This window comes from Nocardia cyriacigeorgica (assembly GCF_005863245.1).
In the GTDB taxonomy this organism is placed as follows: domain Bacteria; phylum Actinomycetota; class Actinomycetes; order Mycobacteriales; family Mycobacteriaceae; genus Nocardia; species Nocardia cyriacigeorgica_C.
In genome coordinates, this window is sequence record NZ_VBUT01000001.1 from 474,858 (window position 1) to 497,898 (window position 23,041).

Sequence of the window (23,041 nt, forward strand, 5' to 3'; positions counted from 1 at the left end):
TCGTGTGAGGCCACAATGTCGTCGCAAGACCCTCGTTCGGCAGCGCGCGGACCCGTAGGGTTTCGGACATGGTGTCGCCGGAGATGTCGCAACTGGTGCAGTCGGTCGTCGAGACGTACCTGCTGGACGGCACCCGCCGCTACAACCGCGACGACGTCGCACGCCAGACCGGTGTGCCCGTCGAGGTGTCGCGCCGGCTGTGGGTCGCGCTCGGTTTCCCCGCGGGCGGTGACGAGGCGACGCTGGACTACACCGACGCCGACGTGCGCGCCGTGCGCGAGTTCCGGGAACTGGGCGTGCTCGCGTCGACGGATCTGCGCCAGCAGGCCGCGACCGCCCGCACCATCGGCCAATCGATGGCGCGGCTGGCCGAATGGCAGGTGGATCTGGTGCTCGACGAGATCACCCGCCGCGTGGCCGCAGCCGATCCCGACGCCGATCCGGCCACCATCGCCCGCCAAGCCACCGAGGCGACGGTGCAGATCCTGGAAGAACTGCACGCCTACGCCTGGCGCAGGCATCTGGCCGCGGCCCTGGCCCGCTCGCTCGACGGCGCGGGCACGGCCGCGGATTCGACCAGGGAGCTGGCCGTCGGGTTCGCCGATATGGTCGGCTACACCCGGTTGACCAGGCATCTGCACCCCGATGAGCTGTCCACGCTGCTCGAGGCGTTCGAATCCACCACCACGGCCGCCATCACCGAGAACGGCGGCTGGGTGATCAAGAACGTCGGCGACGAGGTCATGTTCGCCGCCGAAACCGCGGTCGAGGCGGCCCGGATCGCGGTGGCCATTCAAGAGAGCACCATGACCGTCGGCACCACGCCCGAACTGCGCGTCGCCGTCGCCTACGGGCCGGTGTTGCAGCGATTCGGGGATCTGTACGGCTCGGTGGTGAACATCGCGGCCCGGCTGACCGGCGTGGCGCGGCCCGGCACCGTCCTCGTCGATGACGCCGCGGCCGCCGAACTCGCCGGTGAACCCGAATTCGCCATCCGGCATCTGCGCAGTGTGCGGGTACGCGGATTCAACCGGCTGCGGCCGCACGTGCTGCGGCGCAATGGGAAGAACCGGTGAGCCCGATCCTGCCCAGCGACGGGGAGGCTTAGTGGGCGCTCATCTAGGCTCGGCCCGGTGGATATCGACTGGCCCGACCTGCGTGAACGCTGCCGTATCGCCGAGGACGACGCGATCGTCGCGCTGAACAAACCCGCGGGGATCTCGGTGACCGGCGAACGGCACGACACCGATATCGTGCAGGCCGCGGCGGCCGTCGGCGAGACGCTGTATCCGGTGCATCGCATCGACAAGGTGACGTCGGGTGTGGTGCTGCTGGCCAAGGATCTCGCCGCGCATGGGCAGCTGACCAGGCAGTTCAATAGGCAGACCGCGCGGAAGACGTATCTCGCGATCGTCGCGACACCCGAGGGCGAGTTGCCCGACGCCGGAACCATCGAGCTGCCGCTGAGTGTCGGGCGCAAGAACCGGGTGCGGATCGCGGCGCCGAGGGAGAGCATTCAGGTCTCCGGGGACCGCTGGTACGTGGAGCCGGGCGATCTGCTCGACACCAAGAACTACCCATCCACGACTCGTTTCGCGACCGTGCTGCGGCACGGCGACTACACCGTCCTCGCGCTGCGCCCGGTCACCGGACGGCGTCATCAGATCCGCGTCCACCTGGCCTGGATCGGCCATGCCATCGCCGGCGATCCGCTGTTCGACAAATCGGGCACTCACGACCGCACCTACCTGCATTCCTGGCGGTTGTGGCTGGCGGCGGACTGGCGGACCCCGCCGGAGTTGAACCTCGAGGCGGAGCCCGGTGACGCCTTCTGGGCGCCGCTGGCGGTCGAACCGGGCACCGCGGCCGAGCTGTTGCGTAGCACAGCAGACCGGCTCGGATGATCGCTGATCGCAGGTGCGGTCAGCAGAGGTTCCGGGTGTGGCCGGCGGCGTTCACTTACAGGCCGTGCCGATCCTCGCTGGACGGTTCACTATGAGGCGCAACACGATCTCGCGGTAACAGAAATCCAGGTGGCGAGCCTCATGGCGACAACGATTCCGCTGGTCAACTAGCCTGAAACATGGCACTGCGGGAGGTGCGGTGCACTCTGTTCGCAATGGAGCGATCCCCCAGAGAAAGCAGATGGGCATGATCCTGGTGGCTCAGGTCAGCGACACACATTTCGATCTCGGACCCCGCAATGTCGAGCGGGCGGAGCGGGTCATGGCCTATCTGGCCGATCTACGCCGGCGACCCGACGCCATCCTGGTCACCGGCGACGTCACCGATTCCGGTAAACCCGATCAGTACGCCGAAGCGCGCATCGCCCTCCAGGCCGATATCCCCGTCTACGCCCTGCCGGGTAACCACGACGATCGCGGCGCGTTCCGCGAGGTTCTGCTCGGACTGCCGTCGTCGGCCGAACCGATCAACCACGCCCATCGGGTCGGCCCGCTGACGGTGGTCCTGCTCGATTCCAGCATCCCCGGCGAACCCAGCGGCCACCTCACCGACGACACCTACGACTGGCTGCGCGGCGTCCTCGCCGACGCCCCCGCCGACGACCCGATCCTGCTGGCGCTGCACCATCCGCCCGCCCACCTCTACAGCCCGGTCGTCGACGAGATCGCCCTCGCCGACCCCGGCCGCCTGGCCGAACTCGTGGCCGCCGACGACCGTATCCTCGCCGTCCTCACCGGCCACGCCCACTCCGCCGCCACCACCACCTTCGCCGGCAAACCCCTCCTCGTAGCGCCGAGCACCGCGTCGGTCCTCGGCGGCGAATGGGAATTGGCGCTGCCCGACCGCGTGATGGACTACGCGCCGGACCCGGCCGTCGCGTTGCACGTCATCGATGAAAATCACGCCCTGACAACACATTTCCGCAGTGTGCCGATGGGTGGATGGATCGGCGTCGCGCCGTACTGAGGGTCAGGGCATGAGCTGATCGTCACAGGTGGTCTCAGCAGCGGACACCGATTCACCAGATATCGGTCCAGACCGGTCTTTTGGGGATCTCGAGGATGGCCGACTTCTTGTGGACCACCACTGGCAGGGTCGCCCCTGCGTGCAGCTGTTCGACCATTGCGCGGGCTCGGGATTCGCGGAATTGGTGGTAGAAGTATTCCTTTCGCACGCGGACCTCGTCGCCTGTGTCCGGGTGCACGAACCGGGTTTCGATCCGCACGCGCCACAGATCGAAGCCGAAGAAGGCGCGGCTGTGCTTGCATCGCAGGTCGGATTCGACCACGACGGCTTCCACCGGGCTCCCGACGCGGCGCACGTAGTCGCGGCGCAGCCGCCATGCCACGCTCAGGAGCAGCATCCAGGCGGGGATCCCCAGGAGCGCGCTCGCGGGGAGAACGAGCACTGTGGCGAGGTCCGGACCGAACAGGTCGGCCAGCGCCCCAACGAGCTTCACGGTGCCGGCCATGAAGAAGAACGCCGCGACCGGAACACCCAGGGTCCACACCAGCGCCATCGGCCCGATCAACGGCTTCGTCCGTCCCACACCCACTCCTCGCCTGAACGCAACTGACGCCGAATCCTATGGCTCGGCGCCGTTTGCCGGGCACGAGCACGAGCGCGGCTTTGCCGGAATACAGCGCGCACTGCCGAGGTTGATCGGGTGCCGCGACGAAAGGTGTCTGCCATGACGACGAACGAGCCGGTATCGCTGTACGGATTCCTCACCCCGAAGCCCGGGCGCTCCGAAGCTCTCCGGGCGCTGCTCATCGAGCTCGTCGAGCCGTCCCGCAGCCACGACGGGAACCTCGAATACCACCTGCACGAGCAGCAGGACGGTCGCTTCTTCCTGTACGAGGTGTGGCGGACACAGGATGACTTGGATCGGCACAACGCGACACCGCTACTCCAGCGTTTCCTGGAGGCGGTCCCCGAACATCTCGCTGCCGCGCCTGAAACCCTCCCGGGAAGGATGCTGAGCCCCTACCCGGCGTGAGGATGCCTCATGCGCAAGCGGTTTAAGCAGACCCGTCGACCGACACCAGCGACGGCGCACGCTCGAGGGGTGGCTCGCGGAGCTGCGTCACCGCTGCGGATCACGCAGCGTCACGCATGGCCCGCTCCGCTGAGGTCGGATAGCGGTCGACGTACTCCTGGCCCGTCAATTTCTGGATCGCTGCCATCAACTCGTCGGTCGCCGCACGCCATGCGTTCGGGTTGGACGCCGCTCCAGCCCACCTGGTGACGTCGATCGGTGCCCCGATACGGATCTCCACCCTGCCGCGGCGCCAGCCTCGTTTACCGGGCCGGTTGATCGATCGGGTACCGACGATGCCGACGGGAACGACTGAGCAGTCTTCCTGAAGCGCGACTCGCATCGCGCCGGTTCGCCCGCGGTGGAGTCGCCCATCCGGCGACCGTGTTCCCTCGGGATAGATCGCCCACACAGCACCATCTTTGAGGATCCGCGCGCTGCGGCCAGTGCCTCGTCCGCTGCGGCCGCACCCTCTCGGCTGATCGGAATCTGTCCGGTGAGGCGGCACAGGGTTCCGTGGAGCCGTGCTCCGGGGCCGCCGCGGCCGAAGTATTCGCTCTTGGCCACGGAGGTGAGTCGCCGGGGCAAGGCGGCGCACAGCACGAGGCTATCGATCGTCTCCCACGGTGCACCGCGCCACCACTTCCCGACCTACGCGAACCTACTCGCCGCGATCGCCCGTGAAGGGATCGAGGATCTCGATCGCATCATCACCGATAGCCTCGCGATAGCGGACCCACGTGCCGCGTTGATGCGGGCCTGCCAGGGCGTGGTCGACTTCGCGATCCAGCGGCCCGCGATGTTCGAACTCATCGCGCGGCACGACCTGCTGGGCGGGGCGGGGGGCAACCTGCGCGCAACGACCGGTCAGTGGCTGGTCGCCCTGACCGAGCGCTTACGCGAAGCGCGGCCCGACGCAGAACTGGCTCATGCCCTCGCCTTGTGGGCCGGGGTCCAAGGCCTCGGCGTCATGCTCGGACGTCGGGGGGCAGAGGCGATCACACCGCAGAAGGTCGAGCCGAATGCGGTTCTCGCCGTTCTGCTTGCGGGGGCGCTCGGCGACGGCTGACCTCGCGCATAGACGACAATCAGTTCAGCACTCGAACGTGCTGCCTGCGATACGCCGCGGGCGTCGTCCCCGTCCACCGCTTGAACGCGTAGATGAATGTCGATGCCTCCGCATACCCCAGTCGAATCGCCACGTCACTCACCGAAAGTGGTGTGGTGCTGAGCATTTCCTCGGCCAATGCGCGGCGCATTTCGTCCAGTAGTGCGCGGTAGCTGGTGCCTGCGGCGTCGAGGTGGCGGCGCAGGGTGCGGGTGCTCATGTTGAGATCGCGGGCTACGGCGTCGATTCCGGGTGGGGCGGCCAGGCCGTCGGTGCCGCCGTGCGGGATGAGGCGGGAGCGGACTTCGGCGGCTATGCCGGTGCGGGCGCGGCGGCGGTGGACGAGGTCGCGGCATTGGGCCAGGCAGATGGCGAGGGTGTGTTCGTTGGCTTGTGGGAGGGGTTGGTCGAGGGTGCGGGGGTCGATGGCGAAGAGGTTCTGGGGGCGGTTGAAGCGGGGGCGTACCACTGTCACTTCGGCGATGCGGTCGGCGTAAACCGGTTCGGGGAACGTGAATTCGGCTCTGGTGAGCGGCATGTGGCGGCCGACGAGATCGCTCAGCACCTGGTGCATGGCCGTCACGTCGCGTTCGATGAGGAACTGGCGGACGTCGGCGGGGACGGATTCGGCGTGGATCCAGCCGACGAATTCATCGTCGAGCATTTCGGCCACCGGCAGGCAGAAGGTGAAGCTCAGATCCAGGTAGCGCAGGGCGAAGGCGATGGCCTCGCCGAGGGTCGGGCTGCTGATACAGGCGAAGCCGAAGATGCCGAAGGTGGTGATCCGATAACGGCGGCCGACCTCGACGCCGAGCGCCGGCCGATCCGGCAGCGCCCGGACCAGGTTGCGGACCACCGTCAGCTCGGTCCGCGCATCGATCTGGGCGTCCGGATCGCGCAGGGTCCGTTCGGTCAGTCCGGTCCCGTCGAGCATCCGCTCGACGGGAACCCCGTGCTCACCGGCGTAACCGGTGAGCAGCGCCACGCTGGCCACACCGCGCGGGAAATCCCAATCGCGTACCGGACTGTCCACCATGGCCAACAGTATGGCCGAAAGTGTCGATTACCAGGACAACTCCGCGCAACGCCGGGCACAGTCGGGGGTTTCGACCTGGAGGGTGGCGTGGCTGATGTGGAACCGCTCGGCCAGCACGTGCTGGGCGGCGCGCAGCACCTGGTCGCCACTGGCGCCGTCGGCGGTGGTGATGTGCGCGGAGGCGACCTCCATTCCGGAGGTGAGGGTCCACACGTGCAGATCGTGCACGTCGGCCACGCCCTCGACGGCACCGAGTTCGGCGGCGACCTGTTCGACGTCGAGTTCCTCGGGGCTGTGCTGGAACAGGATCCGCAGCGACCGCTTGGCCAGCACGTAGGTGCGTGGCAGCACCCACAGTCCGATCGCGACACCGATGATCATGTCCGCGTAGCGCCAGCCGGTGGTGATCGTGACGGCCGCCGACAGCAGCACACCGAACGAGCCGATCATGTCGGCGAACACCTCGAGGTAGGCGCCGCGCACGTTCAGGCTCTCCTTGGCACCGGAGCGCAGCAGCAGGAAGGACGCGATATTGGCCAGCAGGCCGACCACGCCGACGATCAGCACCGGCCACCCCGGCACCTCCGGCGGTTCACCGATGCGCGCCAGCGCCTCGTAGAGCACATACCCGGCCACCACGAACAACAGCACCGCATTGGCCAGCGCCGCGATCACCTCGGCCCGGTAGTAGCCGAAGGTGCGGGTATAGGTGGGGCGACTGCGCCGCGCCAGCAGAATGGCCGAGAGCGCCATCCCGATGCCCACCACGTCGGTGAGCATGTGCGCGGCATCCGACAGCAGCGCCAGCGAACCGGTCGTGAACGCCACCGCGAACTCGACCAGCATGAATGCGGCGCCGATGGCCAGCGCCAGCGCCAGCCGGCCCAGATACTTCCCGGACGCGCTCTCCGGCGCTATCCCATGCGAATGATCATGTCCCACACCTGACAACATATGCGTACATGCGCATGGATGCAACACCTTCGATCCGGGCTGGCAGACTTGTGCCGTGAGTGATGTGTCCACCGACTCGGCCCCGCGCGGCGAACACGGCCCGCTACGGCCGATCGAGCTGGCCACCGGCGCCGTCCTCGGCGGGGTCACCGTCGGACTGGTGACGATCGGTTCGGTGGTCCCCCTGGCGTCGGCCCTGCAACTGGTCGCGGCCGTCCCGCTCGGGCTGCTGGCGCATCGCTACCGCTTCCGCGCCGTGCTCACCACGACCATCGCGGCCGCGCTGGTCACCTTCGTCGCCGCCGGATTGCTCCCGGCCACCGGCATGGCGGCCTCGGCCACCATCGGCGGCATCATCGGCGGGGTCAAACGCCGAGGTGGCGGCATCATTGCCGTGCTCGGACTCGCGCTGCTCGCCGGTTTGGGGTGGGCGGCGTTTTCCATCGGGTTCCTGCTGGTGTTCTCCCAAGCCCGCGACCTGCTGTTCGACACTATCCGCAATACCTCCGAAGGTGTGAAGGACCTGGCCGGGCGGGCGCCGCAATTGGAACCCCTCGGCAACGGCGTCGCCGATGTGACCGAAGTGGTGCTGCGCTTCTGGTGGATCTACGTCGGTGGCGGCGTGCTGATCGGCACCGTGCTCACCGCCCTCATCTCCTGGTTCGTTCTGGGATCGGTCCTGGATCGGCTGGCCTGGCTGCCCGGCACCGATCGGCTCGACGCCCCCGCCGACGACCGGCCGGTAGCGCCGCTGCCGGTGACCATGCGCGCAGCCGGATACCGCTATCCGGGCGCGCACACCGACGCGCTGGCCGGCATCGATCTCACCGTCGACGTCGGCGAATTCGTCGCGGTGGTCGGCCACAACGGCTCCGGTAAATCGACGCTGACCCGGCTGCTGGCCGGGCTGCCACCGACGTCGGGTGCCGTCGAGCGTCCCGGCTCGGCCGGGCTCGGACATCTCGGCGGCACCGCGCTGGTCCTGCAACGACCGGAGAGCCAGACCCTCGGCGTGCTGGTCGCCGATGACGTGGTGTGGGGCCTGCCTGCCGAGCTGGCCGAGCAGGTCGATGTCGAGGGGCTGCTGCGCGAGGTCGGGCTCGACGGTATGGGCGAGCGGGAAACCGCGGCGCTGTCCGGCGGCCAGCAGCAGCGGCTCGCCGTCGCGGCGGCCCTGGCGCGGCGGCCCGCGCTGCTCATCGCCGACGAGGCGACCTCGATGATCGACCCGGACGGCCGCCGTGAACTGGTCGCGCTGCTGGCCGAGCTGCCGAAACGGCACCGGATGGCCGTGGTCCTGGTGACCCACCACGAGGCCGATGCGGCCGCCGCCGATCGCGTCGTGCATCTGTCCGGTGGCCGTGCCGTGCAGCACCTGCCCGGCTGGCCCAAACCGCGCCACGATCTGCGCCGGCGACCAATGGGCGAGCCGATCATGCAGTTGCGCGATATCCGCCACACCTACAACCGGGGCACGCCGTGGCAGGCGCCGGCGCTGCACGGCGTCGACCTGACGGTGCGGCGTGGTGAGGCGCTGCTCGTGGTCGGCGGCAACGGCTCGGGAAAGTCGACGCTGGCCTGGATCATGGCCGGACTGATCAAGCCGAGCGCGGGCCGGTGCGAGTTGTCCGGCAAACCGGTCAGCTCCCAGATCGGCCGGGTCGAGCTGGCATTCCAGCATTCCCGGCTGCAACTCCAGCGACAGACCGTCGGCGCCGAGATCGCCGATTGGGGCGGGCGCGCCACCGGTTCCGGCGCGGTGGGGCGGGCCCTGGACGCGGTCGGTTTGGATCGCGCGCTGGCCGCCCGGTCGATCGAGGAACTCAGCGGCGGGCAGGCCAAACGCGTGGTGCTCGCCGCGATCGTGGCCAGCCGGCCGCAGGTGGTGGTGCTGGACGAGCCGCTGGCCGGGCTGGACCCGGAGGGCCGCGCCGATATCGTCGACCTGCTCGCCCGGCTGCGGGATTCGGGGCTGACGCTCATCGTCATCTCGCACGATGTCGAGGATGTGGCCGCGATCTGCGATCGGACGGTGCATCTGCGCGACGGCCGGATCGCCGAATCGGTGCACGCGGTGTCCGACACGGTGCGGCAACCCGCCGAGACCACCCACCCACAGGCCTTACCCGGCACCGCGTGGCGGATGGAGCAGGGAGGACAGCCATGAGCCTCGTGTTGCTGCGACAGGTCCCCGTGCAGAGCCCCATCCACCGGCTCTGGGCCGGAACCAAGATGATCGGGGTCTTCCTGATCAGCGTGGTGCTGATGCTGTGGCCGACCTGGCCGGTGCTCGGCATCATGACCGGATTCCTGGTGCTGGTCGGGGTGCTCGCCCGGCTGCCGCTCGGCACGCTGCCACGGCTGCCGTGGTGGTTCTGGGGGCTCGCCGCGATCGGCGCGCTGGTCAATGTGCCGGTCGGCGGTGCCGCGGTGCTGCGCTTCGCGCAGGTACTGGTGTTCAGCCTGATCCTGGTGGCCGCCTCTTTCCTCATCGCCTGGACCACACCGATGAGTGAGATCGCGCCCGCGCTGGCCAAGCTCGGCGCGCCCCTGCGCAAACTGCGTGTTCCCGTGGACGAGTGGGCGATAGTCGTCGCGCTGACGTTGCGTGGACTGCCCTTGCTCATCGACGAGATCCGGGTGCTGCATGCCGCGCGGCGCCTGCGCCCCAAGGACGATCTGCTGCATCGCGCCGCCGACAACGGGCTCATCGATATCCTGACCGCCGCCATGGCGGTATCCACCCGCCGCGCAGGCGAATGGGGTGAGGCGATCACCGCGCGTGGCGGCACCGGGCAGCTCACCGCCAACCCGGGCTCGCCCCGCCGCGCCGACGCGGTCGCGCTGCTCATGGTGGTCGCGGTATGCCTCGGTTCCGTCATGATCGACTTGCTGTTGCTGTGACACACTGAAGGCCGATCGGCCCGGATCACGGCACCGGCGAATTCGATGGAACCGAATGCAGGCCGGCCGCGTCGAAATGGATATACGGACCGAGTCTGGCGAACAGGGGTAGGCGATGAATGACGACCGCGAGGCCATGCGCTCACGCAACGACGCGTTGCGCGCGCAGGTCGGCGACATGCTCGAGACCTTCGAACGGCAGCGCCAGGATCTGGCCGCGGCCCAGCAGCGCATCGCCACCGCGCAGGTCACCGCGTGGTCGTCGGACAATCTGGTCCGGGTGACGAGCAATGCCGCGGGCATCCCGCTCGACGTGCACATCGAACCGGAGGCGTTCAAACGCTCCACCCCCGAACGGCTGAGCCGCTCGATCACCGAGGCCGTGCAGGCCGCCGCCCGCGAAGGCGTGCAGGTCTCGCAGCAGGCCTTCGCCTCCGTCGAAGCCGCCGCCGACGAGATGCCCGATCTGCCCGATCTGGTCCCCGGCGCGCCGAGCATCCGCGACCTGGTCGACAAGCTGATCCCGGAACCGCCCGTCGTGCAGGACGCCCCGCCGCCGCCGTCCGCGCAAGCCCCCCTCGATGACGAGGACGAAGACGAGTACTACCGCAACCGCAGCTATCTGGACGGGGGCCGTTGATGAGTACGTTGAAGGCAGATCCGGAAGCGATCAAGGCCACCGAGCCGGGGTTCCAGAGCCTGGCCACCCAGGTGGCCGATGCCCTGAGCGCCCTGAAGTCCGCGCTGGACGCCGAAGGAGAATGCTGGGGCGGCGACGAGATCGGCCAGAGCTTCGCGGGCAACTACACCCCCGGCGCCGAGAAGGCGCTGAAGGCGGTCGAAATTCTCAGCACCACACTGTCCGCGATGGGCACCGGTGCCACGAATACGGCCACCTCGCTGGAGAGCCAGGACAAGGCGATCGCCGACGCCCTCGGCAAGAGCGAATAGCCGATCCCTCCATCACGGTTCCCCATAGCCTCGCGCTATAACGGGCGGCAGGTTTGGTACTGACCCAAACCTGAACCGATACCCGTAAATCCATCGTGGCAAACCAGTAACCGGTTGTAACGTGGCGTCCGGGAGAGCTGTCCACTTGATCACAAGGTGCCGCACGTGGGGCGGGGAAGTTTCACAGCGCGCGGTGCGTTCGGTAGGGAACCTGATGAAGATGGGAACAACAGAATGATTTTCCGCAAAATCGCCGCGTTGGTGGTGCCGGTAGCGGCCGCCATCGTGGTCGGCACAGGCACCACCCATGCACAGCCGGCCGCGGCACCCGTACCCGACATCGGCTACGAGGCGAAGCTGGTCGGCGACCGCATCATCACCACGCTGACCGGGGGTACATTCGAAGTCGCCGGTAACACGGTGAATATCAAGGACTCCGCGGGGAACACGGCGGTCAGCATGCCGCTGGCTTTCCGGCAGGACGGGCTGGAATTCCCGATGCCGCACATGGTGCGGGATGAGGGCCGAGTGCTCGAGTTGACGGCGGTCAAGGACTACACGCGAGCCCGCCCCGTTCCGGTAACGCCGGTGGCGTCGCTCGAAGAGAACCAGCGAGCACAGGATGCGTTCCTGGCTCAGTTCGGAATTGCGACGGCGGTTGGTGGATTCATCGGGCTCGTCATCGGCGCTGCGGCGGGTCTATTGCTGGGCTGCGGTGCAACTGCCTGTGTCATCTCGCCGGCCACCATCGTCGCGGGCGCAGGAATCGGAAGCATTATCGGAACGTTGGTCGTCGGCGGTCCCACGCTGATCATCGCCGGTATCGACCTCATCAACACACTCACCGCCCCGCCGGGCACCACCAAGTGGATGGACCAGACCGGCAGGAACTGACCTACCGGAAACCACTACGCCACTGGGCCGATCGCGCAACCACGCGATCGGCCCAGTTCCGTTTGCTGATCGGGATTTCCGCGCTCAGCCCTGCTGCTTGCGCACCGCGTTCTTCGCGGCTTCCTGCGCGGTGTCGACCTTGTCGGCGTACTTACCGCCGGTCTTCTGGTCGACGATGTCACCGGCCTTGTCGATCACCGAATCGACCTTGTCGGCGTTCTTCGCCGCCAGGTCCATCGCCTTACCGGCCAGGTTCTTGAAATCCACGTGCACTCCTCGGGTCGAGCCGCGTTCGAATCGCGATCACCGTACCCGCGCGCACGGCGTCCGCGCGGATACAGCAGATGCGATTGGATCACATCGGATGCCTGTTTGCCCGGCTGTTGCCGAGTGGTTTCGCACACGCATCGGTGCGCCGCTCGCGCCGAACATGGCGCAGCTCAGCCGGAGCGCCCCAACCACGCCGGATGCCACAGCCGTCCGCTGTCGGTCCAGTTCATGAACCGAACCGTGCCGGAGATCTCCGGGGTCACCCAGGTGGCGTCCTTGGTTTCCTCACGCGACATCTCGTTGACGAACGGGCTGGTTTTGCGGCGACGCCGCTGGAGTTTCGCGGCCAACGCACGCATTTCGTCCTCGCTGAATCCGGTGCCCACCCGGCCGACGTAGATCAGTTTGCCGTCGTCGGGAATGCCGACCAGCAGCGACGCGAATGGCCGCGCCGCACTGGCCCGGAACCCGCCGACGACCACCTGCTGGGTTTGCCAATTGCGCTGTTTGACCCAGGAATGCCCGCGCTTACCCGGCAGATACACCGAGTCCCTGCGCTTGGCGACGACGCCTTCGGCCCCGACCTCGCGGCTGACGTTCAGCGCGTCCTCGCCGGAGCCTTCGAGCTGCGGCGGCACCGATAGGGCGGGTGTGGTCGCGGCGAGCGCCTCGAGCACGTGCCGCCGGTCGCTGTAGCGTTTGCGGATGAGCGAGGTGCCGTCGAGGTACAGCAGGTCGAAGGCGACGAACTCGGCGCGGCGGGTATCGGCTTGCAGCAGCGCGAGATTGGCGACGCCATCGGCATCGAACACCACGGCCTCACCGTCGAGCACCACGCGATGATCGGCCAGGTCGTCGGCGAGGGCGGCGACATACGGATAACGGTCGGTGACGACGGTGCCCGCGCGGCTGCGCAACGTCGGTGTGCCGTAATCGAATTCGAGGATCAGCCGGTAGCCGTCCCATTTCGTTTCGAAGGCCCATTCCTTCGGATCGAGGCCGGCGACCTCGCCGGTGGTGGCGAGCATCGGGGAGAGGCCGCGCGGTAATTCGGCGCCACCGGATCGTTCGGCGGGCCGATCGCCGGTGGGCTCCGACTGGCGTGAACCCGGCGCCGCTCGCTGCCCCGTAGTCGAGCTCGCTGCCCCGTCACCGTCGCCGGGCTGCTCCCGCATGAGATGCATCAACCAGTTCTTGCCGCCAGTCCGGATCAGCGCGAATCGACCTTGTAATCGCTCCCCCCGCATCACCACGATCACCTCGTCGTCACGCCACTTCTCGGCCTCATAGGTGCCCGAATCCCAGATCGTCATCGTTCCGGCCCCGTACTCGCCCTTCGGGATGGAACCGTGGAAGTCCAGGTACTCCAGCGGATGGTCCTCGGTGTGGACGGCGAGGCGGTTCTCCTTGGTATCGGTGGGCGGGCCTTTCGGCACGGCCCACGACACCAGCACACCGTCGCGTTCCAGCCGCACATCCCAGTGCAGCCTGCGTGCGTGATGCTCCTGGATGACGTACCGGTTGCCGGGTCCGGGCGTGGGCGGATGCTCGGGAACGGGTTCCGGCGTGCGCGAGGGATCACGCATGGACCGATACACGCTCAACGGGTCCGGGCGCTGCGCACCGGCTTGCGAGATCGGCGGGTCGAGACCGGCCAGCAGATCGCCGTCGTCCTGGAAGCGCGCGAGCACCTCGTCGAATCGCAGGTGCCGCAACGACTCCCGGTCTTCGATCTCCTCCCAACTACGCGGTGCGGCGACGTTCGGCTGCGCGCGGCCACGCATGGAGTACGGCGCGATGGTGGTCTTGGCCGGATTGTTCTGGCTCCAGTCCAGGAACACCTTCCCGGTGCGCACCTTCTTCGCCATCGTCGCGGTGACGAGATCCGGATGAATCTTCTCGAGGTTGGTGGCGACCTGTTTGGCGACGGTGGACGCGCCACCGGGGCTCAGCACCCGATCCAACGGCACGTACAGGTGAATTCCCTTGCTACCGCTGGTCACCGGGAACGCGCGCAACCCGATCTCGGCGACCATATCGCGCACCTCGAGCGCCACCGTCGCGCATTCGGCCAAACCTACTTCCGGGCCAGGGTCCAGATCGAAGACCAGCCTGGTGGCCGGCCCCATCTGGTCGCCGTCGAAACGCCATTGCGGCACATGCACTTCCAGCGACGCCTGCTGCCCGATCCAGGCGAGTCCGGCTTCGGAATCGATCAGCGGATAGGTGACCGTGCGATCGGAATGGCGCATCGCGCGCCGCGGCAGCCAATCGGGTGCGTGTTCGGCGAGATTCTTCTCGAAAAACGAGGGCTCCTCGACGCCGTTGGGCCAGCGTTTCCTGGTGACGGGGCGTCCGGCCACATGCGGCAGCATGGCGGGGGCGATCGCCGTGTAATAGGCGATGACCTCGCCCTTTGTGGTCCCGGATTCCGGGTAGAGCACCTTGTCCAGGTTGCTCAGTTCGATTGTGATGACTGGCTCGCCCGCCGCATCGCGGAAACTGCGGCGTGCCCCGTTGTCCGTGGCCCGGCGGCGGGAACCGGCGTTCATCCGGTTCCCGCCGCGCTCGGCCTGCGGACAGTCATTGCCCTGCGGGCGGTCTCGGCTCGATCAGGCCTGCGGTGGCACCTGGCCGCCGCCCGGCTGCTGGCCCGGCTGCTCCGGCGGCACGACCTTCTTCGCGGCTTCCTTGCCCTTCTGGATCTTGTCGGAGTACTTGCCCTTGGTCTTCTGATCGATGAACTCGCCACCCTTGTCGATGGCGTCATTGATCTTGTCCGCGTTCTTCGCCGCGGCCTCCTGACCCTTGCCGACCAGGCCCTTCAAGGTGTCCAACAGACTCATATGTCCTACGTCCTTCCTTGTGCGGTCGTTCGAGGTGTTCACCCGATATCTTTCCACCACAACTGCCCGGACGGCAGGTCATCGGGATCCAGCCGCTCCCCCGGCTTCGGGACCGCCACCGTGGTGCCGGCCGCCCGTGCCGCCGTCACCATCCGCTGCACCGGCTCCGACCATCCGTGGAAGGCCAGATTGAACGTCGCCCAGTGGATCGGGACCAGCAGGCCGTGGGCGGGATCGCCGGCACACAGATCGGCGTGCGCGCGCACCGCCTCTTCCGGATTCATGTGCACATCGGTCCAGCGTTCGTCGTAGGCGCCGATCGGCAGCAGCGTCAGATCGAAGGGACCGAGCGTGGTACCGGCCTCGGCGAAGGCCTTGGTGTAGCCGGTGTCGCCGCCGAAATACACGCGGCGAGTGGGGCCGGCCAGCGACCACGAGGCCCACAGCGTGGTGTTGCGGATCAGGCCGCGGCCGGAGAAATGCCGCGCCTCCACACAGGTGATCGTCAGATCCTCGCCGTCGCGGGCACGACCCAGCTCCGACAGAGAAATCGAACCGCCCCAATCCAATTCGACGATCCGCTGATCGGGCACACCCCAGTGCCGCAGATGCGCGCCGATGCCGACAGGCACCACGAACGGTGCGCTCTGCCCGGCCACCAGCGCCCGCACGGTGGCGGCGTCGAGATGGTCGTAATGGTCGTGGGAGATGATCACCGCGTCCACCGGCGGCAGCTCCGACAGCGGAGCGGGCACCGGATGCAGCCGGGCCGGACCCACCAGCGGGGAGGGCGAGACCCGCTCGCTCCACACCGGATCGGTGAGGATGCGGTAGCCGTCCACCTCGATCAACGCCGTCGCGTGCCCGTACCAGGTGACGGCCAGATCGGCCGCCTGCGCGGGCAGCTGCGGCGTCACCAGCGGCACCGGCCGCGCCGGGCGTCCGGCATGGCGCTGGGTGAGGAACGAGCGCAGCAGCGACGGCGCCGCACCCGGCGCGATCTGGCTGCTCGGCTCGGTGTTGTGGAACTGCCGGTTGCGGTAGCTGGTGGCGCCGGTCGCGTACGGCTGGATCGCCGAGATCGAGGCACCCATCGCGGTGGGCAGACCCCATACCGCCCGCGCCACCCAGGTGAGGCCGAGCGCGCCCGCGGCGCCGGTGGCGATCCGTCGTATGCGCATCATCGCCCCTGGAATTTCGCCGCGCGCTTCTCTTGCCTGGCCAGCCGGCCCTCTTGGGCATCGGCGCTGGTCCACGCCGCTTCCAGAGCCTCGCGCTGTTGCGCGTTCTCCGGGTCGCGGGTGCCGTCGTCGTTGAGCACCAGCTTGAGATGGCGTAGCGATAGCGGCGCCAGTTCCGCGATGGATTTCGCCCAGGCCTGCGCGTCGGCCAGCGTGCCGATGCGATTGGCGAACCCGAAGCCGTAGGCGTCCTCGGCCGATACCGATTCCGCGCCAAGCAGGATGGTGCGGGCCGGGCCGCCACCGATCAGCGAGACCAGCCTGCGTACCGTCCACCGATCCACGGTGATGCCGAGCTTGGCGGCCGGAATGGCGATATACGAATCCGGCTCGAGGACCCGCAGATCCGAGGCCAGAGCCAGCTGAACACCCGCACCGAGGGCGGCGCCGTTGATCGCCGAGATCACCGGGACCGGCGCCGATTCGATGGTGTGCAGCATCTCGAGAAGCCTGTCCAAGAACTCCTCGGAGTACACCCCGCCCAGATCCGCGCCCGCGCTGAAGATCGGCCCTCGGCCGGTGAGCACGATGACCCGTGCCTGCTCGGCGGCATCGATCACCGCATCACGCAGCTGCGTGACCAGCTCGATGTTCAGGGCGTTGCGGCGCTCCTCGCGCTGTAATTCGATGGTGACGACGTCACCATCGCGGCTGACACCGAGCATGCTTCCTCCCCAGCTGAACGAAATCCGACTGTTGAGTTCATGCTGCCACAGGAGCTGACACAGTCCGGGCGTGGCGCGAATGTGTGCGGTCACAGTGAGCGCCGATGGCCGGGCGCGGAGCGCGCCAGGCAGCCGGGCGACGCGATGCGGGGACGGATACGCATAGCATCGGACACTGTGCTGCCCGATCAGACGACGACCTCCGGCGATCCGGATTCCCAGCCGGTAGTGGCGGATTATCCGATTCTGGTGATCGGCGCCGGGCAGGCCGGGTTGTCCGCGGGGTATCACCTGCGCAGGCGTGGACTCGAGCCCGAACGCGACTTCCTGATCGTCGATCACGCGCCCGGCCCCGGTGGCGCCTGGCAGTTCCGCTGGCCCTCGCTCACGTTGACCACGGTGAACCGGGTGCACGATCTGCCCGGGATGTCGTTCGCGGAGACGCTGCCCGACGGCTCGGAGTCCGCACCCGCCGCGACCGCCGTCCCTCGTTATTACGAGCTCTACGAAAAGCGGTTCGACCTGCGGGTGCGCCGACAGGTGACGGTCAAGGTCGTCTGCGATCGCCGGGCGCACGGCGACAAAGCCCATGGACCGGCGGATAGCCCCGGCACGGATCGCAATGGCGTGCTGCACGTGGAAACCGATTCGGCGGGCACCATCCGGGTTCGCGGCCTGATCAACGGCACCGGCACCTGGGAGCATCCATTCATCCCGCGCTACCCGGGCGCGGACACCTTCGCCGGACGGCAACTGCATACGCGCGACTATCAGACGGCCGGCGAGTTCGCGGGCAAACACGTCGTCGTGGTGGGCGGCGGCATCTCGGCGGTCCAGTTGCTCGACGAGATCTCCCAGGTCACCACGACAACCTGGGTCACCCGCACAGAACCGAAGTTCCGGGAGACACCGTTCGCCGAGGACGACGGCAGGCGCGCGGTCGCCATCGTGGAAGACCGGGTGCGGCGCGGATTGCCGCCCGGCTCGGTGGTGTCGGTGACCGGCCTGCCGCTCGACGACCGGCTGCGCGCCGCACGGGCGCGCGGCGTGCTGCACCGGCTGCCGATGTTCGATCACATCGAACCCGATGGTGTGCGCTGGGCCGATGGAACCTTCCAGCCCGCGGATGTGATTCTGTGGGCGACCGGGTTCCGGAGCGCGCTCGACCATCTCGCGCCGCTGCGGCTGCGCGGCCCGGGCGGCGGGATCACCATGACCGGGCGGCTGGCCACGCAGGTCGCCGTCGATCCGCGCGTACATCTCATCGGGTACGGGCCGTCGGCCAGCACCATCGGCGCCAATCGGGCCGGGCGGGCGGCGGCGGTCGAACTCACCCAGTACTTGGGCGTGGGTAGCCGCTAGCCGACGCTCTCCGGAGCAGCTGGATCACGGCTGACACCAGCCCAGCAGTCGCCCACGGAGTGGGCAGCGAGCCGCTAGTCCAGGCCGGCGGCGAAGGTCGAGGGATCCGGGCCGACTCGACCGCCGTCGTCGAGGGCGCTGATCGCCGCCATCTGCTCACCGGACAGTTCGAAACCGAACACATCGAAGTTCGAGACGATGCGCGACGGCGTCACCGACTTCGGGATCACGATATTGCCCAGTTGCAGATGCCAGCGGATGATCACCTGCGCGGGGGTGCGGTCGACGGCGGCGGCGATCTCGGTGATCACCTCGTTGTCGAGCAGCGTGCCCTGGCCGAGCGGGCTCCACGCCTCGGTCGCGATCGCGTGTTCGGCATGGTATTCGCGCAGCTCACGCTGGGTGAGGCGAGGGTGGAGCTCGATCTGGTTGACGGCGGGGATCTCGCCGGTCTCCCCGATCACCCGCTCCAGATCCGGGATCCGGAAGTTCGACACCCCGATCGAACGCACCCGGCCGTCGGCCTTGAGCGCCTTGAACGCCTTGAAGGTGTCGACGAAGCGATCCGCGGACGGCGCGGGCCAGTGGATCAGATACAGGTCGAGGTAGTCCAGGCCGAGCCGCTGCATGCTGGCGTCGAAGGCACGCAACGTGGAGTCGTAGCCCTGTTCGGAGTTCCACAGCTTGGTGGTCACGTAGATCTCGTCACGGGGAATCCCGGACTGGCGGATCGCCCGGCCGGCGCCCTCCTCGTTGCCGTAGATCGCCGCGGTGTCGATGCTGCGGTACCCGGCCTCCAAGGCGGCCGTGACCACGGGAAACACATCGTCGGCCGGAACTTGGAACACCCCGAACCCGAGCTGCGGGATCACGTTCCCGTCGTTGAGCACGATCGAGGGAATGGCGCAGGTCTCGCTTCTGAAGGTCACGGATTCGACGGTAGAAGCGCCGGGGCCCATGGTCAACGAGCAGCCGGTACGTGTTGACACCGACTTGACGAACTGTTGGGTTTTTACAACACTATGTTGTGTGAGCCCAGTAAGAAGAGGGGAAACCCTCCCGATCTACAACCGGATCGCGGTACTGCGCGCCGAGCATCGGATGAGCCGGGCCGCGCTGGCCGAGGCGGTGAACGTCAATGTGCAGACCATCGGTGCGCTCGAACGTGGCGATCACTATCCGAGCCTCGACCTGGCCCTGCGCATCTGCGACGTGTTCGACCTGCCCGTCGAGGCCGTGTTCTCGCGCACCGAGTTCGGGCCGCTGTCGGCCGAGCTCTACCCCCGGACGAAAGGACAGACATGACCAACGCCACCACCGGTCTGCTCGACCGCTACCAGGAATATCGAGTCCGGCGCTGGCTGGTCCAGGAGGAACGGACCGCCGGGATGCTGCCCGGCTGGCGCACCCAGCGGCGGCGGCGCATGCTCGTCGTCGTCGTGACGGCGACGTTGATCGTGCTCGCGGTCGCCGGACTGCTCTGCGCATTCGGCCTCACCTGGGCCGCACTGCTCACCCTGCCCGCCGCCGTCGTGTTCATGATCTCCTGGGTCATGTTGCGCATCGCGTCCAATCGCCAGGACCACGCGCCCGAGGAAGTGCTGGATGAACTGGAGATCGCCGAACGCAACAAGGCGCACTCGGCGGGCCTGTCACTCACCCAGATGCTCACGCTGCCGCCGCTGATGTTCCTGATCTTCTCGGGCGCGATCGTTCCCGAGGCCGACGCCTTCCGGACCGCGTACGCCGGTGGAGTGATGATGCTCGCGGCACTGCTCGCGGGTGGGTGCGCGCCGGCGATGATCCTGGGCTGGAATCGGCCGGACCCCGAGCCGGAGGGCTGAGGCGGAGGCCGGTGAGAGGTCGGTCGCTGAGAATCGACCGGATTCGATATCCGCCAGCCGCGAAGCACCCTCCAGAACCGCCGACCGTCCACTGGGGTCCGTAGCCCGGTGACCATGGCCGACGAGGCCGATGCCGCAGGGTTGCGAGCACGGCGCGGTCGCCCCCGGCGAACGCACTCGGACTCGCCGAAGGTCAACCGGTGTGCGGGAGACCGAGTCGGCGGTAGCGCAGGTGTCGGGCCGCCCGCAGCTCATCCAGCGGCGTGGCGCGAAGGCCCGCCAGCTCGGAGCCGATGGCGGCGACCATACGGCGGGCGAACTCGATGGGTTCGTCTGCCGCATCAGGCTTTTCGGCGACGATGCGGTCGGCGATCCCGGCGGCTCGCAGGTCGGCGGCCCGGATGCCTTGGGAGCGGGCCAGTTCCGGAGCGTGCTCGGTATCGCGGTGCACGATCGCGCTCGCGCCCTCCGGCGGCAGCGGGGCGAGCCAGCCGTGTGTCGCGGCGAGCACACGGTCGGCAGGCAGCAGGGCCAGCGCGCCACCACCGGTGCCCTGGCCGAGCAGGACCGACATCGTCGGAGTATCCAGAGTGACGAGATCGGAGATGCACCGCGCGATTTCGGGGGCCAGCCCGCGCTCCTCGGCTTCCTTCGACAGCGCCGCACCGACGGTATCGATCACCAGCACCAACGGCACCCGCAGTTCCTGCGCCAGCTGCATACTGCGCCGCGCCTCCCGCAACGCCGCAGGGCCCATGGTGTTCTCCCCCACCTGCCCCGCCCGGTCGTGCCCGAACACCACGCAGGGGTGTCCACGGAAGCGTGCCAAGGCCAGCACCACCGTCCGGTCGGTCTCGCCCTGGCCGGTGCCGCTGAGCGGAACCCGTTGCGTCACATGGCGTAACAGCTCGCGCAGGCCGGGACGATCGGGGCGGCGGGTGCTCAACACCGACTGCCAAGCGGGGTTCGATTCGTCGCCCTCCGAATGCGGCGCGGCACCGCCCGTTGCCGGCTCGGCGTGACAATCGGCCCGCTCGACATCAGGTAAGTCGGGCTCGACACCACCCCGCACACCCTCGATACCGCCGGCAACTCGCTCGGCCTCTCCCTCGGCCCGGTCGACACCGCCGGGAGCCTGCCCATCGCCACCCGGGACCCGCTCGACATCGCCAGCGGCTTGCTCGCCACCTCCTGGCACCGACTCGGCACAACTCGAATCCCCCGCACCCGCAGGCCGGACGTCCGCCGAAACAGGCGGCGCCGCATCGGGACCCGGCACCCCGCTCAGCACGCTCAACGCCCGATGGGCAACGCGCCGGAAGACCGAAAGTCCCACCACCCCGTCGATGACACCGTGCCGGTACAGATTCTCCGCGGTCTGCACACCACTCGGAAATGGCTGGTCATAGAGGGCCTGGTACACCCGAGGCCCGAGAAAGCCGATCATCGCGCCGGGTTGGGCGAAAGTCATGTGGCCCAGCGATCCCCAGGAAGCGAAGACACCGCCCATGGTGGGGTCGCGCAGATACACCAGATAGGGATATCCGGCCGATTTGTGCGCGGCGACCGCACCGGCGATCTTGACCATCTGCACGAAAGCGACGGTGCCCTCCTGCATTCGGGTACCGCCGGAGGTCGGCGAGGCGATCAACGGCAGGCCGAGTTCGGTCGCCCGCTCGACCGCGGTGACGATGCGTTCGGCCGCCGCAACCCCGATCGACCCCGCGAGAAATCCGAACTCGCAGGCGATCACGGCTACCCGGCGGCCGCGCAGCAATCCTTCGCCGGTGCGCACCGATTCATCGGTACCGGCCCGTTCCGCCGCCGCGCGCAGCTCATCGCGATAGCGCTCGGACGTGCTCACCTCGAGCGGTGGCCGGTCCCAGCTGCGGAACGTGCCGGGATCGAGCAACGCTTCGAGTAGTTCGGCGGCGCAGATCCTCCCCGATCCCGCGCCGTCGCCGTCCGTCGAACCGCTGCGTCGCTGCCCGCCGGCGCCGATCAATAGCCCTGCATCACCTTGCGCAGCGCGTACTCGGTGAGGGCCACCAGCGCCTGCTTGGCCGGTTCGCGGCGGCGGGCGTCGATGGACATGATCGGCACATCGCCGGAGACGGCCAGCGCCTGCCGGATGTCCTCGATCGGGTAGCGCGGCGCGTCGTCGAACTCGTTGAGCGCCACCAGGAACGGCAGGTTGCGCGCTTCGAAGTAGTCGACGGCGGCGAAGCTGTCCTCCAGCCTGCGGGTGTCGACCAGCACCACGGCGCCGATGGCACCGCGGATCAGGTCGTCCCACATGAACCAGAAGCGGTACTGGCCGGGCGTACCGAAGAGGTAGAGGACGAGGTCGTCCGCGAGGCTGATCCGGCCGAAGTCCATCGCCACCGTGGTGGTCGATTTCATCGGAATGCCGGTCAGGTTATCGATTCCGGCACTCGCGTTGGTGACCAACGCTTCGGTGCGCAGCGGAACGATCTCCGAGACGGCGCCGACCAATGTCGTTTTACCCACACCGAAACCACCCGCGACCACGATCTTGGCCGAAGTCGGCTTGGCGGTACGGGTATCGACCTGCGCCGTCGAATCAAATACGCCGGAGTCCACTGAGAACCCTTTCGATCAGCTCGCGACGTTCATCGTCGCTGGAGTCGTCTTTCAATGTGGCCGAAACGCGAACGTGCCCCGCTTCGATGAGATCTGCCACGAGCACACGCGCCACCCCGATGGGTATACCCAATCGAGCCGCAACTTCAGCCACGGACGGCGATTCTCTGCACAACTCCACGATGGACGTTTCGATGTTGGTCAGTTCGAACTGCCGCTCGAGGGCGACCGGATGCGATGCGACGAGAGCCTCCAGCGCGAGCTCGACCGCGGGCCGCGTACGACCCGCGGTCAGCGAATACGGGCGGACGAGGCTGGGCTCGGCGCTCCCCACACGATGATCTTCTATGTCCATCCCA

The 23,041-nt window shown here is 68.0% G+C and carries 26 protein-coding genes; 13 read left to right on the plus strand and 13 right to left on the minus strand.

Going from position 1 to position 23,041, the window contains the following annotated elements; all coding sequences use genetic code 11:
- Nucleotides 1–68 precede the first annotated feature (68 nt).
- From FEK34_RS02020 to FEK34_RS02030, 3 genes are all read left to right on the plus strand, one after another.
- Complete coding sequence (locus tag FEK34_RS02020; RefSeq protein ID WP_138446140.1) at nt 69–1,076, plus strand: adenylate/guanylate cyclase domain-containing protein; 1,008 nt, start codon at nt 69–71, stop codon at nt 1,074–1,076.
- 57 nt (nt 1,077–1,133) lie between these two features.
- Nucleotides 1,134–1,904: an RluA family pseudouridine synthase gene (locus FEK34_RS02025; RefSeq protein WP_138446141.1), complete on the plus strand. Its 771-nt coding sequence runs from the start codon at nt 1,134–1,136 to the stop codon at nt 1,902–1,904.
- 247 nt (nt 1,905–2,151) lie between these two features.
- Nucleotides 2,152–2,931 carry a metallophosphoesterase gene (locus FEK34_RS02030; protein WP_138446142.1) on the plus strand — a complete coding sequence of 260 codons (780 nt, stop codon included), beginning with the start codon at nt 2,152–2,154 and terminating at the stop codon, nt 2,929–2,931.
- 52 nt (nt 2,932–2,983) lie between these two features.
- Here FEK34_RS02030 and FEK34_RS02035 read toward each other — a convergent pair whose 3' ends face one another.
- Entirely contained in the window at nt 2,984–3,484 is a 501-nt protein-coding gene (locus tag FEK34_RS02035; RefSeq protein WP_249358745.1) for a hypothetical protein, read from the minus strand.
- A 171-nt stretch (nt 3,485–3,655) separates the two neighbouring features.
- On the opposite strand from FEK34_RS02035, the gene FEK34_RS02040 reads away from it, so the two are divergent.
- Nucleotides 3,656–3,964 carry a putative quinol monooxygenase gene (locus FEK34_RS02040; protein WP_138446144.1) on the plus strand — a complete coding sequence of 103 codons (309 nt, stop codon included), beginning with the start codon at nt 3,656–3,658 and terminating at the stop codon, nt 3,962–3,964.
- A 100-nt stretch (nt 3,965–4,064) separates the two neighbouring features.
- Here the strand turns inward: FEK34_RS02040 and FEK34_RS02045 are convergent, their stop codons facing one another.
- Nucleotides 4,065–4,601, minus strand: coding sequence for a lysophospholipid acyltransferase family protein (locus FEK34_RS02045; protein ID WP_138446145.1), 537 nt, complete (start codon nt 4,599–4,601; stop codon nt 4,065–4,067).
- Between FEK34_RS02045 and FEK34_RS02050 the strand changes: the two genes are divergently transcribed.
- The gene (locus FEK34_RS02050) at nt 4,563–5,072 is read left to right on the plus strand and encodes a TetR/AcrR family transcriptional regulator (protein ID WP_138446146.1); all 510 of its coding nucleotides are present in this window, start codon (nt 4,563–4,565) and stop codon (nt 5,070–5,072) included. The genes FEK34_RS02045 and FEK34_RS02050 overlap by 39 nt on opposite strands.
- Before the next feature lie 19 nt (nt 5,073–5,091).
- On the opposite strand, the gene FEK34_RS02055 is transcribed toward FEK34_RS02050, so the two are convergent.
- Together FEK34_RS02055 and FEK34_RS02060 are read right to left on the minus strand one after the other, a co-directional pair.
- Nucleotides 5,092–6,147 carry an AraC family transcriptional regulator gene (locus tag FEK34_RS02055; protein WP_138446147.1) on the minus strand — a complete coding sequence of 352 codons (1,056 nt, stop codon included), beginning with the start codon at nt 6,145–6,147 and terminating at the stop codon, nt 5,092–5,094.
- 27 nt (nt 6,148–6,174) lie between these two features.
- Nucleotides 6,175–7,089: a cation diffusion facilitator family transporter gene (locus FEK34_RS02060; RefSeq protein ID WP_212748680.1), complete on the minus strand. Its 915-nt coding sequence runs from the start codon at nt 7,087–7,089 to the stop codon at nt 6,175–6,177.
- Nucleotides 7,090–7,165: 76 nt separating this feature from the next.
- Between FEK34_RS02060 and FEK34_RS02065 the strand changes: the two genes are divergently transcribed.
- The 5 genes from FEK34_RS02065 (at nt 7,166) to FEK34_RS02085 (ending at nt 11,850) form a co-directional block, all read left to right on the plus strand.
- Nucleotides 7,166–9,268 carry an ABC transporter ATP-binding protein gene (locus FEK34_RS02065; RefSeq protein WP_138446359.1) on the plus strand — a complete coding sequence of 701 codons (2,103 nt, stop codon included), beginning with the start codon at nt 7,166–7,168 and terminating at the stop codon, nt 9,266–9,268.
- Nucleotides 9,265–10,005, plus strand: a complete 741-nt coding sequence (locus tag FEK34_RS02070) for an energy-coupling factor transporter transmembrane component T family protein (protein ID WP_138446149.1) — start codon at nt 9,265–9,267, stop codon at nt 10,003–10,005. The genes FEK34_RS02065 and FEK34_RS02070 overlap by 4 nt, the downstream gene beginning before the upstream one ends.
- A gap of 115 nt (nt 10,006–10,120) precedes the next feature.
- Nucleotides 10,121–10,645: a YbaB/EbfC family nucleoid-associated protein gene (locus FEK34_RS02075; RefSeq protein ID WP_138446150.1), complete on the plus strand. Its 525-nt coding sequence runs from the start codon at nt 10,121–10,123 to the stop codon at nt 10,643–10,645.
- Nucleotides 10,645–10,956 carry a WXG100 family type VII secretion target gene (locus FEK34_RS02080; RefSeq protein ID WP_051016188.1) on the plus strand — a complete coding sequence of 104 codons (312 nt, stop codon included), beginning with the start codon at nt 10,645–10,647 and terminating at the stop codon, nt 10,954–10,956. The genes FEK34_RS02075 and FEK34_RS02080 overlap by 1 nt, the downstream gene beginning before the upstream one ends.
- Nucleotides 10,957–11,190: 234 nt before the next feature.
- Entirely contained in the window at nt 11,191–11,850 is a 660-nt protein-coding gene (locus FEK34_RS02085; protein ID WP_138446151.1) for an ammonium transporter, read from the plus strand.
- A gap of 84 nt (nt 11,851–11,934) precedes the next feature.
- Here the strand turns inward: FEK34_RS02085 and FEK34_RS02090 are convergent, their stop codons facing one another.
- The 5 genes from FEK34_RS02090 to FEK34_RS02110 form a co-directional block, all read right to left on the minus strand.
- Entirely contained in the window at nt 11,935–12,117 is a 183-nt protein-coding gene (locus FEK34_RS02090; protein WP_249358260.1) for an antitoxin, read from the minus strand.
- 173 nt (nt 12,118–12,290) lie between these two features.
- Nucleotides 12,291–14,672, minus strand: a complete 2,382-nt coding sequence (locus FEK34_RS02095) for an ATP-dependent DNA ligase (RefSeq protein WP_249358746.1) — start codon at nt 14,670–14,672, stop codon at nt 12,291–12,293.
- 60 nt (nt 14,673–14,732) lie between these two features.
- Nucleotides 14,733–14,966 carry an antitoxin gene (locus FEK34_RS02100; protein ID WP_138446152.1) on the minus strand — a complete coding sequence of 78 codons (234 nt, stop codon included), beginning with the start codon at nt 14,964–14,966 and terminating at the stop codon, nt 14,733–14,735.
- A 38-nt stretch (nt 14,967–15,004) separates the two neighbouring features.
- Nucleotides 15,005–16,147 (minus strand): MBL fold metallo-hydrolase, encoded by a 1,143-nt coding sequence (locus tag FEK34_RS02105; RefSeq protein WP_432760917.1) that lies wholly within the window; start codon nt 16,145–16,147, stop codon nt 15,005–15,007.
- Nucleotides 16,147–16,872, minus strand: a complete 726-nt coding sequence (locus tag FEK34_RS02110; protein WP_138446154.1) for an enoyl-CoA hydratase — start codon at nt 16,870–16,872, stop codon at nt 16,147–16,149. The genes FEK34_RS02105 and FEK34_RS02110 overlap by 1 nt, the downstream gene beginning before the upstream one ends.
- A gap of 177 nt (nt 16,873–17,049) precedes the next feature.
- Between FEK34_RS02110 and FEK34_RS02115 the strand changes: the two genes are divergently transcribed.
- Entirely contained in the window at nt 17,050–18,234 is a 1,185-nt protein-coding gene (locus FEK34_RS02115) for an NAD(P)-binding domain-containing protein (protein WP_249358747.1), read from the plus strand.
- 74 nt (nt 18,235–18,308) lie between these two features.
- Here FEK34_RS02115 and FEK34_RS02120 read toward each other — a convergent pair whose 3' ends face one another.
- Entirely contained in the window at nt 18,309–19,193 is an 885-nt protein-coding gene (locus FEK34_RS02120; protein ID WP_138446363.1) for an aldo/keto reductase, read from the minus strand.
- Between the two features lie 70 nt (nt 19,194–19,263).
- On the opposite strand from FEK34_RS02120, the gene FEK34_RS02125 reads away from it, so the two are divergent.
- Nucleotides 19,264–19,539, plus strand: coding sequence for a helix-turn-helix transcriptional regulator (locus tag FEK34_RS02125; RefSeq protein ID WP_138446155.1), 276 nt, complete (start codon nt 19,264–19,266; stop codon nt 19,537–19,539).
- The gene (locus tag FEK34_RS02130; protein WP_138446156.1) at nt 19,536–20,078 is read left to right on the plus strand and encodes a hypothetical protein; all 543 of its coding nucleotides are present in this window, start codon (nt 19,536–19,538) and stop codon (nt 20,076–20,078) included. Before FEK34_RS02125 ends, FEK34_RS02130 begins: the two co-directional genes overlap by 4 nt.
- Before the next feature lie 193 nt (nt 20,079–20,271).
- Here the strand turns inward: FEK34_RS02130 and FEK34_RS30560 are convergent, their stop codons facing one another.
- Genes FEK34_RS30560 through FEK34_RS02145 form a run of 3 tightly spaced genes read right to left on the minus strand, consistent with a single transcriptional unit; the run spans nt 20,272 to nt 23,037 of the window.
- Entirely contained in the window at nt 20,272–22,080 is a 1,809-nt protein-coding gene (locus FEK34_RS30560) for an acetyl-CoA carboxylase carboxyltransferase subunit alpha/beta (RefSeq protein ID WP_249358762.1), read from the minus strand.
- Nucleotides 22,080–22,682, minus strand: coding sequence for a GTP-binding protein (locus FEK34_RS02140; protein ID WP_171048002.1), 603 nt, complete (start codon nt 22,680–22,682; stop codon nt 22,080–22,082). Before FEK34_RS02140 ends, FEK34_RS30560 begins: the two co-directional genes overlap by 1 nt.
- A complete protein-coding gene (locus FEK34_RS02145; protein ID WP_014981573.1) occupies nt 22,663–23,037 on the minus strand; it encodes a DUF742 domain-containing protein in 375 nt (124 codons plus the stop codon). Before FEK34_RS02145 ends, FEK34_RS02140 begins: the two co-directional genes overlap by 20 nt.
- Between the last annotated feature and the right edge of the window lie 4 nt (nt 23,038–23,041).

What these genes read in the sequence shown, in the direction of transcription:
- FEK34_RS02030 (WP_138446142.1), top strand. Translation starts at nt 2,152, where the DNA reads ATGATCCTGGTGGCTCAGGTCAGCGACACACATTTCGATCTCGGACCC.
- FEK34_RS02095 (WP_249358746.1), bottom strand. Translation starts at nt 14,672, where the DNA reads ATGAACGCCGGTTCCCGCCGCCGGGCCACGGACAACGGGGCACGCCGC.
- FEK34_RS02070 (WP_138446149.1), top strand. Translation starts at nt 9,265, where the DNA reads ATGAGCCTCGTGTTGCTGCGACAGGTCCCCGTGCAGAGCCCCATCCAC.
- FEK34_RS02085 (WP_138446151.1), top strand. Translation starts at nt 11,191, where the DNA reads ATGATTTTCCGCAAAATCGCCGCGTTGGTGGTGCCGGTAGCGGCCGCC.
- FEK34_RS02020 (WP_138446140.1), top strand. Translation starts at nt 69, where the DNA reads ATGGTGTCGCCGGAGATGTCGCAACTGGTGCAGTCGGTCGTCGAGACG.
- FEK34_RS02110 (WP_138446154.1), bottom strand. Translation starts at nt 16,872, where the DNA reads ATGCTCGGTGTCAGCCGCGATGGTGACGTCGTCACCATCGAATTACAG.
- FEK34_RS02120 (WP_138446363.1), bottom strand. Translation starts at nt 19,193, where the DNA reads ATGGGCCCCGGCGCTTCTACCGTCGAATCCGTGACCTTCAGAAGCGAG.
- FEK34_RS02080 (WP_051016188.1), top strand. Translation starts at nt 10,645, where the DNA reads ATGAGTACGTTGAAGGCAGATCCGGAAGCGATCAAGGCCACCGAGCCG.
- FEK34_RS02130 (WP_138446156.1), top strand. Translation starts at nt 19,536, where the DNA reads ATGACCAACGCCACCACCGGTCTGCTCGACCGCTACCAGGAATATCGA.
- FEK34_RS02035 (WP_249358745.1), bottom strand. Translation starts at nt 3,484, where the DNA reads ATGGCGCTGGTGTGGACCCTGGGTGTTCCGGTCGCGGCGTTCTTCTTC.
- FEK34_RS02055 (WP_138446147.1), bottom strand. Translation starts at nt 6,147, where the DNA reads ATGGTGGACAGTCCGGTACGCGATTGGGATTTCCCGCGCGGTGTGGCC.
- FEK34_RS02040 (WP_138446144.1), top strand. Translation starts at nt 3,656, where the DNA reads ATGACGACGAACGAGCCGGTATCGCTGTACGGATTCCTCACCCCGAAG.
- FEK34_RS02100 (WP_138446152.1), bottom strand. Translation starts at nt 14,966, where the DNA reads ATGAGTCTGTTGGACACCTTGAAGGGCCTGGTCGGCAAGGGTCAGGAG.
- FEK34_RS02145 (WP_014981573.1), bottom strand. Translation starts at nt 23,037, where the DNA reads ATGGACATAGAAGATCATCGTGTGGGGAGCGCCGAGCCCAGCCTCGTC.
- FEK34_RS02075 (WP_138446150.1), top strand. Translation starts at nt 10,121, where the DNA reads ATGAATGACGACCGCGAGGCCATGCGCTCACGCAACGACGCGTTGCGC.
- FEK34_RS02105 (WP_432760917.1), bottom strand. Translation starts at nt 16,147, where the DNA reads ATGCGCATACGACGGATCGCCACCGGCGCCGCGGGCGCGCTCGGCCTC.